Annotated in this window: 14 protein-coding genes; 8 read left to right on the top strand and 6 right to left on the bottom strand. The window is 55.8% G+C overall.

The window, feature by feature from the left end:
- Positions 1-365: 365 nt before the first annotated feature.
- Complete coding sequence (locus KFJ24_RS06265) at positions 366-1,655, top strand: cation:proton antiporter (protein WP_250830204.1); 1,290 nt, start codon at positions 366-368, stop codon at positions 1,653-1,655.
- 155 nt (positions 1,656-1,810) lie between these two features.
- Positions 1,811-2,392, top strand: a complete 582-nt coding sequence (locus KFJ24_RS06270; RefSeq protein ID WP_250830205.1) for a porin family protein — start codon at positions 1,811-1,813, stop codon at positions 2,390-2,392.
- A gap of 168 nt (positions 2,393-2,560) precedes the next feature.
- On the opposite strand, the gene KFJ24_RS06275 is transcribed toward KFJ24_RS06270, so the two are convergent.
- Complete coding sequence (locus tag KFJ24_RS06275; protein WP_250830206.1) at positions 2,561-3,481, bottom strand: alpha/beta fold hydrolase; 921 nt, start codon at positions 3,479-3,481, stop codon at positions 2,561-2,563.
- A gap of 147 nt (positions 3,482-3,628) precedes the next feature.
- Here KFJ24_RS06275 and KFJ24_RS06280 point away from each other — a divergent pair, with 147 nt between their 5' ends.
- Positions 3,629-4,186 (top strand): TetR/AcrR family transcriptional regulator, encoded by a 558-nt coding sequence (locus KFJ24_RS06280; RefSeq protein ID WP_250830207.1) that lies wholly within the window; start codon positions 3,629-3,631, stop codon positions 4,184-4,186.
- A gap of 158 nt (positions 4,187-4,344) precedes the next feature.
- Here the strand turns inward: KFJ24_RS06280 and KFJ24_RS06285 are convergent, their stop codons facing one another.
- Positions 4,345-4,671 carry a hypothetical protein gene (locus tag KFJ24_RS06285; protein ID WP_250830208.1) on the bottom strand — a complete coding sequence of 109 codons (327 nt, stop codon included), beginning with the start codon at positions 4,669-4,671 and terminating at the stop codon, positions 4,345-4,347.
- Between the two features lie 39 nt (positions 4,672-4,710).
- Here KFJ24_RS06285 and KFJ24_RS06290 point away from each other — a divergent pair, with 39 nt between their 5' ends.
- From KFJ24_RS06290 to KFJ24_RS06305, 4 genes are all read left to right on the top strand, one after another.
- Positions 4,711-5,304, top strand: coding sequence for a Spy/CpxP family protein refolding chaperone (locus KFJ24_RS06290; protein ID WP_250830209.1), 594 nt, complete (start codon positions 4,711-4,713; stop codon positions 5,302-5,304).
- 37 nt (positions 5,305-5,341) lie between these two features.
- On the top strand, positions 5,342-6,280 hold the full coding sequence (locus KFJ24_RS06295; RefSeq protein ID WP_250830210.1) for a fatty acid desaturase family protein: 939 nt from the start codon (positions 5,342-5,344) through the stop codon (positions 6,278-6,280).
- Positions 6,277-6,591, top strand: a complete 315-nt coding sequence (locus KFJ24_RS06300; RefSeq protein WP_250830211.1) for a non-heme iron oxygenase ferredoxin subunit — start codon at positions 6,277-6,279, stop codon at positions 6,589-6,591. Before KFJ24_RS06295 ends, KFJ24_RS06300 begins: the two co-directional genes overlap by 4 nt.
- 361 nt (positions 6,592-6,952) lie before the next feature.
- Positions 6,953-8,194, top strand: coding sequence for a Glu/Leu/Phe/Val family dehydrogenase (locus tag KFJ24_RS06305; protein WP_250830212.1), 1,242 nt, complete (start codon positions 6,953-6,955; stop codon positions 8,192-8,194).
- A 12-nt stretch (positions 8,195-8,206) separates the two neighbouring features.
- On the opposite strand, the gene KFJ24_RS06310 is transcribed toward KFJ24_RS06305, so the two are convergent.
- Positions 8,207-9,136: a hypothetical protein gene (locus tag KFJ24_RS06310; protein ID WP_250830213.1), complete on the bottom strand. Its 930-nt coding sequence runs from the start codon at positions 9,134-9,136 to the stop codon at positions 8,207-8,209.
- 82 nt (positions 9,137-9,218) lie between these two features.
- Here KFJ24_RS06310 and KFJ24_RS06315 point away from each other — a divergent pair, with 82 nt between their 5' ends.
- The gene (locus tag KFJ24_RS06315) at positions 9,219-10,289 is read left to right on the top strand and encodes a hypothetical protein (protein ID WP_250830214.1); all 1,071 of its coding nucleotides are present in this window, start codon (positions 9,219-9,221) and stop codon (positions 10,287-10,289) included.
- Between the two features lie 20 nt (positions 10,290-10,309).
- On the opposite strand, the gene KFJ24_RS06320 is transcribed toward KFJ24_RS06315, so the two are convergent.
- The 3 genes from KFJ24_RS06320 to KFJ24_RS06330 form a co-directional block, all read right to left on the bottom strand.
- Positions 10,310-11,320, bottom strand: a complete 1,011-nt coding sequence (locus KFJ24_RS06320; RefSeq protein WP_250830215.1) for an EAL and HDOD domain-containing protein — start codon at positions 11,318-11,320, stop codon at positions 10,310-10,312.
- A gap of 659 nt (positions 11,321-11,979) precedes the next feature.
- Positions 11,980-13,695, bottom strand: a complete 1,716-nt coding sequence (locus KFJ24_RS06325; protein WP_250830216.1) for a protein adenylyltransferase SelO — start codon at positions 13,693-13,695, stop codon at positions 11,980-11,982.
- A 187-nt stretch (positions 13,696-13,882) separates the two neighbouring features.
- On the bottom strand, positions 13,883-14,353 hold the full coding sequence (locus tag KFJ24_RS06330) for a hypothetical protein (RefSeq protein WP_250830217.1): 471 nt from the start codon (positions 14,351-14,353) through the stop codon (positions 13,883-13,885).
- Positions 14,354-14,610: the final 257 nt, after the last annotated feature.

Raw genomic sequence — 14,610 nt, forward strand, 5'->3', positions numbered from 1 at the left:
AAACCGGCCAGGCACGCGTGCTCACTAGCTATACTACTTCGGGAAATGACGACGTCGTGCAGCTTGCCCCACTGCTCTTTCACTTTACCTTTGAGTTCTTTCTAGTTGCCTTCAATGGTGTCCTTGTTCATTTTTAGCTCCTTCGGCCCTTCGGCCAGATAACGGGTTCATCGAACGGCGGCACGCGTCAAAACAAACCGTTCGCCGCCGTCGCATCATCGTCAGTTGAAGCGGGGCCGCTGTCTGTGCGTTAACAAACACAGGCTTGTGCAGGTGGGTTAACGCACAGAGGCCGTTCTGCTTTTTGGATAAATTGAACGCCAGGAAAAGGCTTTAGAAATGTTTATGAATTTGAGGAAACAACGTTGACCAACGCCATCTGGTTTGTCGTGATCGGAACCCTGCTGATCCTGATGGGGGTTCGCTCACCGGTGCTTCAGCGTCTGAATCTGACCCCGTCCATGGTTTATTTGAGCGTCGGCGTACTTCTGGGCCCGTCGATTCTCGGTGTGTTTCATTTTAACCCGCTGCAACAGGCGCATTTGCTGGAAGTACTTGCCGAGCTTGCGGTGTTGGTGTCGTTGTTTATTGCTGGTACCAAAATGCCCGTGCCCTTCAGATGGAAAGCATGGCGCGTGCCGTTGCGCCTGGCATTTATCTCCATGACGATCAGCGTCGCGCTGACGGCAGCCTTCGGTTATTACCTGCTTGGCCTGCCCCTGGGAGCAGCGATTCTGTTGGGGGGCATACTGGCGCCCACCGACCCGGTGCTGGCAACGGATGTTCAGGTCCGGCACATGGGCGATACCGATCCCCTGCGGTTTACCCTTACCAGTGAAGCTGGCATGAACGATGGCAGCGCCTTTCCGTTCGTCATGCTGGGGCTGTTGTTGCTCGGTGCCCCGGCCAGTGACGAATTGCTTGGAGGCTGGGTTCTCAAGGACGTTGTATGGTCAACGACCTCGGCCATTGTCGTCGGGCTTGTGACCGGGCAGCTGTTGGCCCAGCTTGTGCGGGGGCAGCGCTCATCCGAAGAACAGGGCCCGTTGCTGGATGATTTCCTGGGCCTGGGCCTGATCGGTCTGACCTATGGCGTGTGCCTGCTGATTGATGCCTGGGGATTTCTGGGTGTGTTTGTTACTGCCATTTCGCTGCGGCAATCCGAAATGACGCTGGCCAAAACCGAAAACTTGGACCAGCACCCTGATGCCGCTGCAGAATCTTACGATAAGCCCAGCGAAGCCGCTCTGCAGCCCCCTAGCCAGGTATCGAAAGGCTCTTTGATCTTCAAAGAGCCCCTTGAACGCTTGTCCGAACTGGTATTGGTGGTGTTGCTGGGTGGCATGTTGTTTACCGATTCCTGGAGCCTCCGGGCCGTTGGCCTCGGGTTATTCCTGTTTGTGGTTGTTCGCCCGGTCAGCGTATTTCTTGGTTTGCTTGGCTCGGGTGCATCTTGGCGGCTGCAGATGCTGGTGGGCTGGTTCGGGGTACGGGGAATTGGTTCTCTTTACTATCTGATGTTCGCCGTTGTCTTTGGCCTGCCGGAAGAGCTGGCCGTGGAGCTTATTCACATCACCTTGGTGGTGGTCGTGCTTTCCATCATCATTCACGGGCTGACCGTGAAACCAATGATGACCCGATGGTGGGGCCCGTGAAGTTCTTTCGATGCTTGTGTGTGCTTACGAACAGACAGATAGGTGGTCCAGCCCTGATTCTGGGAAGGTGGGCTCGCACCGAATGGACGTAACATTATTTACCGCGATTCGCTGCGCCACGGTCCGCGTCAGATCCTCATTGGCGCATTATGGAAATGCAATCTGAACAATGTGAGCAAGGAGCTTGTCATGATCAGAATCAAGATGCGGCGATCACTTTCTGTCTTCTAGGTGCCCTGCCTCTGGCAGTATCCGCACAATCCGCTGAGTTTGGACCGAGCGAAGGCGACCGTGAATTCTCCCTCTCCGGAACCGGCAGTAACGACCAGAAGTTCAACAGCGGTAGCTTCGGCGTGAGCGGTGATCTGGGCTGGTATCTGAAAGACAATGTCGTGGCCGGTGTCCGCCAGAGTGTGAATTTCGCCGATATCGAGGGCGAAGGTGTCACGGACGATTTCTGGAACGGCTCAACCCGTGGATACCTCGATTATCAATTCCTCAACGACCGCCCACGGCCATTTGTCGGTGCTAGCCTTGGCGGTATTTATGGCGACGGGGTCAAGGACAGCGCGTTTGCCGGCCTGGAAGGAGGATTAAAGTACTACGTGCAGACCAAGACCTATTTCCTGGCCCGCGCCGAGTATCAGTTCCTGTTCAGCGACTCCAGTGATGCCACCGATGCCTTCCAGGATGATGGCATCTGGGCCTATACCGTGGGTCTGGGTTATAACTTCTGAACCTGGTTAAAGTGCTGATTCGGTAAGCCTGGAGTCGGTGCCGGTGCCCGGTCCGACTCCGGTGATCAGGGCGAGGGGTTTGTCGTCATTCATGCTGTCCCCTCCTCTCGCGCCAGTTCTTCGCGCACAAAATCCAGCCGGTCGTTGCCGAAGAACATGGCGTCCGATTTATTTAAGAAAAGCGCTGATATAGCTGACCGAAAGTTCCGGGTACTGAAAATGGGGGGCATGGCCAGCATCCGGCATGGAGATCAATTGCAGCGTTGGCGCGTTCCCAATGATCGGGTACCAGTTATCCACAGAAAACGAGATGTCATGGTCGCCCGATATGGCGAGCATAGGGACGTCCGTTGAAGCGAACTTGCTTCGGAAATCCAGCTCGTCAACGACCATACCCTTCAATCCGGCCACATAGCGTTGTAACAGTTCCTGTGCCTTGGGCACCTTTGTCTGGTCCACGTCAGGCCATGTTCGTTCCATGGACGATTTAGCGGCCCGTTTGCTTGTCACCGAGTCAGGTTCAAAGAACAGCAATGTGTAGTCGTTCAGGTTGTACTCAGGTTTGAAGGCCGTCTGCACAAAAATCGGCTCGAAAGGCACCGCATTCTTACCGGGCGGATTGGTGCCAATCAGAACCGCTTTGCCGACCCGCTCCGGATATAGAAAGGCAACGTACTGGGCGATCAGCCCCCCATAGGACCAACCCAATACATCGTATTTTTCCAGTTGCAGATGCTCTGCCAGTTTCGCAACTTCTGCGGCCACTTCTTTAGCATCTGTGGGCAACGTACCTTCGGAATAGCCAATACCCGGGTAATCCAGCGTAATCACCGTGTGCGACTGCGCCAGCAGTTCCAGGAACAGAGGGTCCCAGGTGTCGAGGGTGCCCCTGAAACGGTTGATCAAAACAATGGGCGATCCTTTACCCATCGTTCGATAGGCAATTTTTCGATCCCCGATAGTGGCATATTGCGTCTCGGAGGCTGCGATTGATGGGCTTACAGGGTTCGTATTGGCTACCGAACTACAGGCCGCACTCATGACAGCGGCGCCAACCACTAGAATCAGGGCTTGCAGGGTGTTGCTCATGGTCTTCTCCTTCGCATGACGGGGATCAATGAAGTCGCCCGCTGTGAACGTTCGACCTAATAGATGATAGTCATCATCTATTTGTTTAAATTATGCCCATCATTTAAAATGCGTGTCAACGAGTTTAATCGCGATTGGGTCCAAGTCATGAGAGTGAGTCGAGAGCAGGCGGAAAAAAATCGACAGGCGGTTCTGGAAACCGCCGCGCAACTGTTTCGTCAGCGCGGTGTTGATGGCGTCGGTGTTGCCGACCTGATGAAAGCGGCCGGCTTAACCCACGGCGGGTTCTATGGTCAATTCAAATCCAAGGAAGATCTGGTCACACAGGCTACAACCCAGGCATTGCAGGAGAATGAGGACAACCGGCAGCGGGCCCTTAAAAGTACGGATAATCCCTGGGAGGCCATAAAGCAAAGTTATCTCTCGCCGCTGCATCGTCGGCATCCGGAAGCTGGCTGCGCCTTTACCACCCTGGCAGTGGAAGGACCCCGACGCGGCGAACCGTTGCAATCGGTGCTGACCAGCGGACTGGAGCACTTTCTTAGCGATCTGGAACCCATTGTGCCCCGCAAACGCGGCAAAACGCGGAGGGAACAATCCATTACGGCGCTTTCCGCCATGGTGGGAGCGATGGTTCTGGCGCGTGCCGTGGATGATGAAGCCCTGGCGACGGAGATTCTGGACACCGTCAAAGACAGCCTCTAGTCACTCGTCCGAGAGAGTTCGATTGCTCTCTTGCGGCTTATTTAGTGCGGTCGGCCACTGTGGCGATAATGCTGCTTGCGTGTTGCGGGCTCGACGGACGTAATTGTCTAGATCGTCGAGGGTTCTCTTAAAGCTTAGCAGCACAGGCATTGAGCCAGCTATCGCTCAATCATTTCAACAATCTCGTGAGACGTCTGCGCCATCGGCTCAAAATGCGCGTGCTCCCCGGTGGTGAGCAGGGATACATGGCGCACCTGATAGATGGCATAGGCAGCCAGCAAACCCAGAACAACCGCCATGTAGAACGGCATTCCCTGAATACCCACCAGATTCATGATCGCACCCACCAGCAGAGGTGCCAGGGCAGCGCCAGCGCGGTAACTCCGCGGAAGTGTCCCTACCGTGGAATGGGAAAAGTCCGACAGCGTGTAGCGCCTCAGCCATTCCTGAAATAAGAACGTATGAACTAGACTCAGGATATGCAATGTGACCTTCTATCCCCCACAACATAGCGAGGACAAACAATGAAACTGCAGGCGAATTCGCGCATCTGGCTATCTTTGGCTTTCTGCCTGGGTCTCTCTGCAACCGCTTTTACGGCGCACGCACACGAGGGCTCGGCACCGTCTGCATCAGACAGTGACGCTAGCCAACCCGATGGAGGCAAAGCGGCTGGAATGCAGCACCACCACCCTCACGGAAACGGTTACAAAGGACACCATGGTGCAAGCGGACACTCCAGTCATCATGGCATGGGCGGTCAAGGCGGGATGCATCATGGTATGAACGGTTATGAGGGTATGCCGCAAAGGCCGATGATGGAGCTTGATCTGAACGATGAACAGCTTCAAGAGATTGCCGGGATCCGAAAAGAGCTGCGATCAGAGCTTCGAGAGCTGAAGGTCGAAAGGTACGAGGAATCGCTCAAGTTACAGGAGCTTTACGCCGAAGATGAGCTCGATGCGGGTGATATTAATGATCAACAGCAAAAGGTTTTCGACGTCATCAAGGAAATAACGGAATTACAGGTTGAAGCCCAACAGGACATTCGCGACCTGTTAAACTCCGAGCAGAGAAATCAGCTTCTGCGTTCCGGTGGCTGGCTCATGTCGAATTGATTTCACTTTATCAAGCAGAATACTTCGATGATCAACTATGACACATGGGATCGTCACACCCCTGACCCAGGCGCTTGAAGAGAGCAAACTAACCCGCGCCGAGTTGAAGGCCTTGATGCAACGATCGGACGGGCCCGCCCTGCTCCATTTGGTGCTCTGGGCGCTGTTGCTGGCCGGAACCACGACGCTGATCACACTTGCCTGGAACAGTTGGCTCGTCTGGCCTGCCATTTTTTTGCATGGAATCGTTCTGGTACATCATTTCTCGCTTCAACATGAGTGTGTCCATTACACCGTGTTCCGGACCCGCAAGCTCAACAACATCGTTGGGCAGATCTGTGGGCTGATCATTATCCTGCCGCACCGCTTTTTTCGGTATGAGCATTGCGACCACCACACCTATACGCAGCTGGCCGGCCAGGACCCAGAGCTGATCCCGATGCCAAAAACCCTGGGCGAATACATGCTCTATCTATCCTCCATCCCCTACTGGAAAGCCAAGTTCACCGAGATTGCGCGCCACGCCATGGGGCGGCTTTCGGACGTCGAAAGGCGCTTCATCCCTAAGGAAGAGCATGCCTCGGTATACCGGGACGCGCGGATGATGCTGGGAATATACGCGCTGATCTTTGCCGGCATGGCTGTCACCGGCTGGTGGGGGCTGATCTGGTACTGGATCATTCCGTTGTTCCTGGCCGAACCAGTGATGCGTTTTATCCGCATGACAGAACATGTGGGTCGTCCAACGGTGGCGCAGATGAGCGAGAACACCCGCAGCAACCTGGTTTCAGCGCCATGGCGGTTCCTGTGCTGGAATATGAACTATCACGCGGAACATCACTATGTGCCCTTGGTTCCATACCACGCCCTGCCACGTCTGCACGAAAAGCTGCGCGACCATATCCATGTCGAGCCGCGCGGCTATCTCGGTGCGCATATCGAAATCCTGCGCCAGATCCACGAGGCGAAGGCATGAGCGACAAGCCCTGGCGCGACGTGATCGCGGTGGAAGAGCTGGAAAAGGACTGGGTCACGCGGGTTGAGGTGGGACGGCGGATCATCGCCGTCTATGACACGCCAACCGGGATCTATGCCTCGCTCGCAATTTGCACTCATGGTGGCGCTGATCTGTGCGACGGGTATTTCGACGATCATGTTATTGAATGCCCGCTGCATCAGGGAGCATTTGACGTTCGCGACGGAAGGCCCATCGCCGCTCCCGCGACTCGGGCGATGCGAGTGCTTGAGGTACGGGTTCGGGACGGGAAGGTTCAGATACGGGTGTGATTCAAATCAGGCGGGGAAATCTGGTTTCCAAAGAGATCCCACGGCCCGGGAAGCCAGCAAAGTTTTTTGGAAAGACTAGGATCGCATTCCTGCTCCGGCAGGGATCGCTATTTTCGAAATACGGCATAGCAACCTGAAGGGACACTGCCGTGACTGAGAACCGGAACGAAACTGGGGCGGATTTGGCGGAACTAATGCGGGCTGGCTTAACCTGTTTAGTAATTGCCCCACCCATTACAAACCCCGGCGATAAATGGCACTTGATCCGCAGCGACTGCTATGTTGAGAGTCGGGAAGATTTCTTGTCTGGCCTGATGCCGGGCAAGGAGCAGTGTTCGACTCAACCTGTGTGAGGAATGTCATGGATTATGATTTTTTGGATGAAAGCGGGCAGATTCTTCGTGACGCGGGCCGTCTCGGCAAGATTGATCCCAATGTCATTGAGTTTCTTGCCGCACCGGGGCGTGTGGTGACGTTTCGCATCCCGATGAAAATGGACGACGGCAGTTTCCGGGTGTTTGATGCCCATCGTGTCCGCTACAACGATGCCCTCGGGCCGAGCCGGGACGGGACGCGGATTTCCCCCGATCTCGACCTGGATGAGGTGAAATCCCTCGCGATGATCATGTCGATCAAGCATGCCGCGGGACGCATCCCCGCCGGTGGCGGCAAGGGGGGTATCGTGGCCGACCCGCGTGAACTGAGTAACCGGGAGTTCGAGTCACTTTGCCGCGCCTATATCCGCTTCCTGCGTCCGAGAGGGCAAGCCTACGATGTCCCCGGCGCCGATATCGGCACGGATCTGCAAACCATGAGCTGGATGCTGGACGAATACGAGTCGATCACCGGCTACCATGAACCGGCTGCGGTCAATGACAAACCGCCCATCCTCGGCGGCTCGCTGGGGGGCTATGAGGCCACCGGGAGCGGTGTTTTCGATGTGTTCCGGGAAGCGGCGAGGCAGGCCGACTTTGACATCGAAAATGCCCGCGTTGCCATCCAGGGGTTCGGCCAGGTCGGCTCGGTGGCGGCGACCATGTTCTACGAAGCCGGCTGTGATGTTGTGGCAGTTTGCGATAGCCGTGGCGGCGTTTATTCCAAGGATGGTATCGATATTCCGGCCCTGTTGGCGCACAAGAAATCGACCGGAAAAGTCTCGGACTATGCCGGCAGCGAGCCGATAACCAGTGAATCCATTCTGGAATGTGATTGCGATGTGCTGGTGCCTGCTTCGGTTCAGGGCGTAATTACCATGGACAACGCTGACCGGATCCAGGCCCGGATGGTGGTAGAGGCGGCGAATGCGCCAACCACGCTGAAAGCCGATGCGATGCTGCTGGAAAGGGGTGTGATCATTGTGCCGGATGTGCTGGCCAATGCCGGCAGCGTGCACCTGTGCCAGATGGAGCGCAGTCAGGGCCTCTCGGATAATTACTGGGATATCGAGACCATCAACGGCCTCCGACAGGAACGGTTAGCGCGGGGCTACCGGGAAGCCATGAACACGGCGGCTGCGCACCAGCTGAAATCAGTCCGGCTGGGCGCGTGGATCAACGGACTCAAGCGCATTGAAGAGGCGATGCACCTGCGTGGTTGGTGCTAGAGCCCCGTCCGGCTAAACGGGTATCGCCAGGTCCGCACCACCGGTTGGCGAGCATTTGAGTTCCGGGTTCTCCCGGCCGATGAGCTCCAGTGCCACGGCGGCATTGCGCACCCGGTCGCGCATCATTTCGTTGTGGTAGCTGTCCGGGTTCCAGGGCGAGTACATGGCTTCCTCCGAGGGACCGGGCTCGATCTTGAAATAGCAGGGAGCCGCGATTCGGGCGATCTCGGCAGCCTCGTAGAAGCGCACAAAACCACCCATGGACTGGACCAGGCAAAGGTAGATATCCATCGGGATCTGGATGCTGCTGCGGATGGCCGACAGCATCGGCAGGCTCAGGTCCGCGAGCGGATTGAAAGTATCCGCCCCCAGTTGCTGGGCCACATGGGCGCCTGCCGGGTTGGCTTGGCCGGCAAAGACAGAGAGCTTGAAGATGACATCCTTCGGAATGACTCCCTTCTGGCGTAACTGGTTGACCAGCCAAAGTACGCCTTCGTCTGTTACCAGAAAACCGCGAAACCCTGCATTCATGCACCGTTCGATGTCTTTCAGCCAGTGCCGGACGGAATCCATGCCACGCAGCCGCATGCCCGAAACCAGGCCTTCCGGGGTGGACATCTGACGGCCGGCGTCCCAGCTGCGGCGCGGGCCGGGAGTCATCACCACTTCGATCTTCTGTTCCCGGGCCAGTTGTGCGAAATCCCGCAATTCCGGCTGGGTGAGATAGGTTGCCCCACCGACGGTAGCGATGATGCGATGCACCGGTACTTTTTGGCGTTCCGCCTCCTTGATCATCGCCTCCAGGGCGGAGACCCGCTCGACCCCGGAGATTTCGATACGGTAGTGGCCATCATCGGGGAACCGCAACCCCGATGATGGCAGCTGATTGTTGTCATGAGCCGGGAGACCGAGTTCCTCAAGCGCCTGTTCCAGATTATCCATCATTGCCTCTTGTTTTCAGTTGTTTGAGCTATCCTTCACTATTAGCACACCAAACCGGAAAAGGTGGAAAACGGAGGTTCCCATGCCACTGAGTAGCGCCGAACTCATTCGCGATCCCATCGGTTGTTACCCACAGGCGACCGTGGCCTGCTTTGATCCCACCCGTGGCGACCTGCCACGGCGGCAGCTGGATGAAACCCGGACCCGAAAGTTTCTCGAACGCCTGGATGAAACCGGGGCGCCCGCTGCGCTCATTGCGTCATCCACCGGGCAGGGGCACCTGCGCACCGTGGATGAGCTGGCAGCGTGGTTTCGTTGCGCCGCAAGGGCGAACACCCGTGACATGCTGCTTATGGGTCTGCTGAGGCCGGAAGACGGTATCGAGGACAACCAGCGGCTTTTGGACGTGCTGGCCGAGCTTCAGTACCCGGTGGCGTTTGTGCGCCCGGGAACCGATCTGCCCGCGCAGGCCAGCGACGAGGCGGTGACCGAAAGCTTGGCGCCGATCATTGCCGCGGCTGCAGATCGGGAGTTGGCCATTGGCTTGTATTCCATTCCCGATGTCAGTGGCCTGCCGTTAAGAGCCGAATCGGCGGCGCAACTGCTCGGTTGCGATGGCGGTGATCACATCGTTGCCGTGAAAGTGACCGAGACCGACTACGAGACGAGCACCGCACGATTTCTGGAGCACCCGGCGCTCAGTCGCCTGAAGATTGTTCAGGGTTGGGACCCTCACCTGAGCCGCGCTTTGCGGGATGGCCCTCGTTTTGATGCTGAGGGTCGGCAACGGGCCGGGATCACATCGGGGCTGATGTCGCTGGCGGTGTACCAGTACCTGCATATTCTGGGCGCGGCCGACCGAGAGGACTGGGACGAGGTTGCGGCGGCGCAGCAGTCGACGGATGCCATATTCCGCTCAATGCAGGATGACCCCAGACATTTTGCAGACCTCCAGCGCGCCAAGTTCATGATGGGCCTCGGGCATCCGTTAACCGGACAGATCAGCAACCAGCAGGTCGAGCGGGTTTTTGAGGCACTGGAACATCTGCCCCGACACGCGGATCGCCAGCGCATTGCCCGCAGTCTTGATTTGATGGGCGACAGCCCGTTTCACGATCGACTGGGTCTGTTGCGGGGCAATACCGGAGCCTAGGTCTCGTCGCGCCTTGCACTTTACTCCTCAAAGCCAGCCAGCACATGATTAGCCCACTGCCGGCACTCGAGGAAATAAGTGTTCAGTTTGGCAATGCTTTTGGGGCTCGCTTTCCGAAGTTTGGCATGCTCGAACATATGGACGAGCCTCAGGATCTTTCCCAGCTCTCCCGCATGGTCGATGAGCGCATCCCGGATTTCAACGCTCAGTAATGGTTCTTCACAGAACTCTTCGAGGCTCATTCCCAGCATTGGACCTGCTTTTGATAGCAGTCCTGCCATGAATGCCGCATCTGGGTCTGCTTTGAAGTCGTGACTCGCGAGTTTCTCGCACATTGCCGCGCAGGTCAGAACTTCAGGCAGCTGTACAAGACTGGTAGGCTCATCATTTGCGAGCATCAACGTAATGATAAGGGTGTGCAGCCTGTTCAGGCCAAGAAGGTTCAACGTATGTTTTATGCTCGTTATTGGGACTGCTCGTCGGAATTGCGCCGAGTTTGCCATACGCAGAAGGCGCACGCACAGGTCGGGGTTCTGTTTCAGAAGCTGTTCAACTTCATGGAAGGTAACCTGCGGATTCTTGAGCGCGTTGATGAGCGGTAGCTGCGCCCTGAGATTATGGCCTCCCCGGAATGCCGTCGACTTTCGCGCTGTGGGTCGCGCGTAAAAATATCCTTGGAAGAGCGTGAATCCTCTCTCCCGGCAGTATTCATAGGTTTCCCAATCCTCGACCTTCTCTGCAAGCAACGTTATGTCACGCGACAGGTAGTGATCAATGTCAGCTGAACGGACGTCAGTCTCAAGAACATCAATTTTTATGATGTCCGCGAATTCAAGAAGCGGCCTGGTCTGGGGGGTCAGAACAAAGTCATCCAGGGCTATTGTGTAACCGCGGCTTTTAAGCTCTCTCAGTGCGCTGACCACCTCAGCATCACCCTGAACACTTTCAAGAACCTCTAGCACAATTCGCTCAGACTCGTGCGGCATCAGTTCGGGCTTGATAAGCCAGTCTCTCGGTGCATTAAAGAACATGCGCCGGTTACCGCTGAGAGCTTTAACGCCTATTTCATAAAAAGCAGTATTGCATACCCGCGCGGTAGCGGTTACCGGGTCGTCAATAACTGCATCGGAGGCTTCGCCTGTTGCGCGGTACAACAATTCATCCGCAACATGCCTGAGAGAGGAATCACAAATAGGCTGAAGAGCAATGCAGTAACTCGAGTGATCTGGTCTGGCATTGGGCATTAAAAACCTTGCTTAGCCGTTTTTAGCTCAGTGATGTTTGTTATTTGGCGCACTGCATCGTTGCAAGGCCAACTAGTGTAAATCGGAGTTCTTACATGAGGTAAGATAAACCTAAAGCGACAGAAATTCAGCATCCGATACTAAGAACTCATAAGCCTATCGGTTACTCCGAATTGGGTTCATACTGGATTGTGTAAGCATTGGCATCACACAGCGCATTTGTGCCGATGCATCTGCGATCAGAGGTCAATAGATAGTATGAGCAAAAGCCAGGACAGAAAAAAAGACACCAAAAAGAAGCCGCTTTTAACCGCAAAAGAAAAGAAAAGGGATAAAAAAGCAAAGAAAAACGAAACCGATGTACTGGGAAATTGATCAAAGGGGAGGTTGAAGCCTCCCCAAACGGGTCGGTGCGGAGTACTTTGCGTGGTCGTTGAGGGTGCCGGTCACGATGAGCAGCTATAGTGTGACGATCCACCAACCTCGAAGAGCTCTGGCGGTTTCAGTCTGTAGTATTTGTTCTCCACGTCCTTCGATTGCTCGGCGTATGGCTGCGTCATGACTTCCTGCAGTTCCCGCAGCAAAGCGTAGTTCCCCGCCGCCGCTTGCTGATAGGCAGGCACAACGAACCATTCCCTCAAACTGTACTTCGGGTTGACGAGCTTCATCTGACTGGAAAGCTCTTCACGAGAGCGAGCTTGAGTGAGCGATTGCCATTTTGTGAGCCACGCTGACCAGCGCCTGTCTATCCCTTCTGGGTCTGCAGCATACGTCCGGCCCTTGTAGAAGCTTTTTTTGAGCGGCCCAATGTCGTCCGGCAACAACGAGAGTTCCCGGAAAAACAGGATGTAATCAACAGGCGTTTGCATCATCAGCGTTGCCAGCTCGCTGAATAGGCCTGCGTCAAAAGCGTCAAGTCCAAGTTTGGCCGCCCACATCTTCTCCATTTGCTCTTGCATCACCTTCGGAAACTCACTTTCAATTTCGTCGAGCTGGCGCAGACAGTCCTGATGCGCCGTCAACAGTGGCCGCAACGCCGAACAAAACGAGTGGAAATTGCGTTCTGCCGCCATTGGTTGGTTAAGGAACGAAAAGTGACGTCCGCCACCCGTCCATGGTTGGTACTGCGGATCAAACAAATCGCAGAACCCAAAGGGCCCATAGTCGAGCGTGAAGCCGCCGGCCGCACAGTTGTCGCTGTTGAAGTTACCCTGGCAGTAGCCGACACGGATCCAGTTCGCCACAAGCGACGTCAGTCGGCTGCGGAACTCACGCGCAAGCAACACCACTTTTTCGGCGGTGGTCAGTGTCTGGTCGATAACGCCATCGTACTCACGATCGATCAGGTGCAAGACTATCTTCTCGAGCTCCTCCATCGCCTGCGGGTGCTCGTTCTTGCGGGCACGACGACTGAAGAGCTCGAGCTGCCCTACCCGAATGAACGACGGTGCAACCCGTGTAGAGATGGCAACTGGCTCGGATATAAGCACGTCTGGATTTATTGAGTGTGAGCCCTCCGAATACCAGGGACGCCTGACTTTCTCGGTTTTCGACACGTACAGACTCAAAGACCGTGACGTTGGCACACCAAGCGCGTGCATGTGCTCCTGGGCCAGGAACTCCCTGACACTGGACCGCAGAACCGCCCGGCCGTCCGCACCGCGGCAATACGGTGTACGCCCTGCCCCTTTTAGCTGCATTTCCCAGCGCTGACCGTTGATGACAGCCTCAAGCACTGATATCGCGCGACCGTCGCCGTAGGCGTTGCCGGTCTGGAACGGGCATTGCTGAATGAATTCGGTGCCGTAGATAGAAAGTGCGTAGCCACATGCCCACCCAGCTTTGCGCATCGAGTCCGGAACATGCGATAAGTCGCCGGAAAACATGCGGACGAAGTCGTCCGACCGTGCCATATGGTCGGCGAAGCCCAGTTCGCGAAACAGGTTTTTTCCGTGCGCGACGTATTCGGGGTTTTCGATGGGCGTGGGGTTGACCGGAACATAATGGCCCGAGAAGACTTGTCGTGGCGCGTGGTCGGCTCCGTTTGCATTTCCCTCAGGGTCGCCGTTGAGAGTGTCGATGAGCGAATAGTCTGCCAACGTTGCGAGATCGTCGAGGGTCGCGACAATAGTGGGGGTTTCCCGGTGCAGTCGCTTTAGCATAGGGGCTCCTCATGCTTGGGTTTGATTAATGCTTTCTGAAATCCAGGACGTTTTGAAAGGCGGGAGAAATAGTTACGAAACAGGTCATAACAGGAGCTGGAAAAATCAAGACGTGCCACGCTAACAAGGTTTGTCCGCGACCCATCAGTGAGCGGGCGCTCGAAAGCCCCCGCCCCTCCCAAGACGATTACTTCATCGTGATGCTTCCCTCAGATCGGCTGGTCCAGGCGCGCCCATCGCTGCGACGGGACGTAACGGTCGACGTTCCACTGCCGGTAGCGCCTTCATATGCACCTGTACCGCCCATTACTGTCCAGGTTGCTGGCTCCTCTTCTCCACCAAGCAAATAGGAACTGTATACCATGTCGCCGTTGTCCAAGATACCCGTGCAATAGCCGGCGCCTCCGGCTTGTCCTGAAGCATCGACGCCCTGGTGTCCAGTGCACCATTGGCTGGATACGTCGCCGTCTGCCCGAACCACGGTTGCATGGGCTCTCATGACCGTTCTACCTTTTGCCCCGCTCGGCATCTCCACAGCTACTCCCGGCGAAGTTTGTACCCAATACATAGTGCTGTCGTACTTCATGGTCTCTGCCTGGGCAGTAAACGCTAGACAGATTGCAAAAGCGCCAATGGCGCCGATATATATGTTTTTCATGATTGCTATCCCTTTCAGTTGCCATCCGTTTTGTAGGACTTCTAGCGCAGGAAATGGTATTACCCACACTGGCGCTTTGGTCTCAACAAAACATCAGCTGAAGAAGGGGCGCGCCAACACTCTCCATTGATACGTGTGTCTACGTATATAGTTCACAATTGCACATATTTGTTCGGGTGTGCAAGTCGTAAATTCCAAATCGGCAGACGACGCTAAAATACCGCTTTTTAGAAGTGTTTAACCGTAATTGCGTCCAT

Source organism: Marinobacter sediminum, assembly GCF_023657445.1.
GTDB classification, from domain to species: domain Bacteria; phylum Pseudomonadota; class Gammaproteobacteria; order Pseudomonadales; family Oleiphilaceae; genus Marinobacter; species Marinobacter sediminum_A.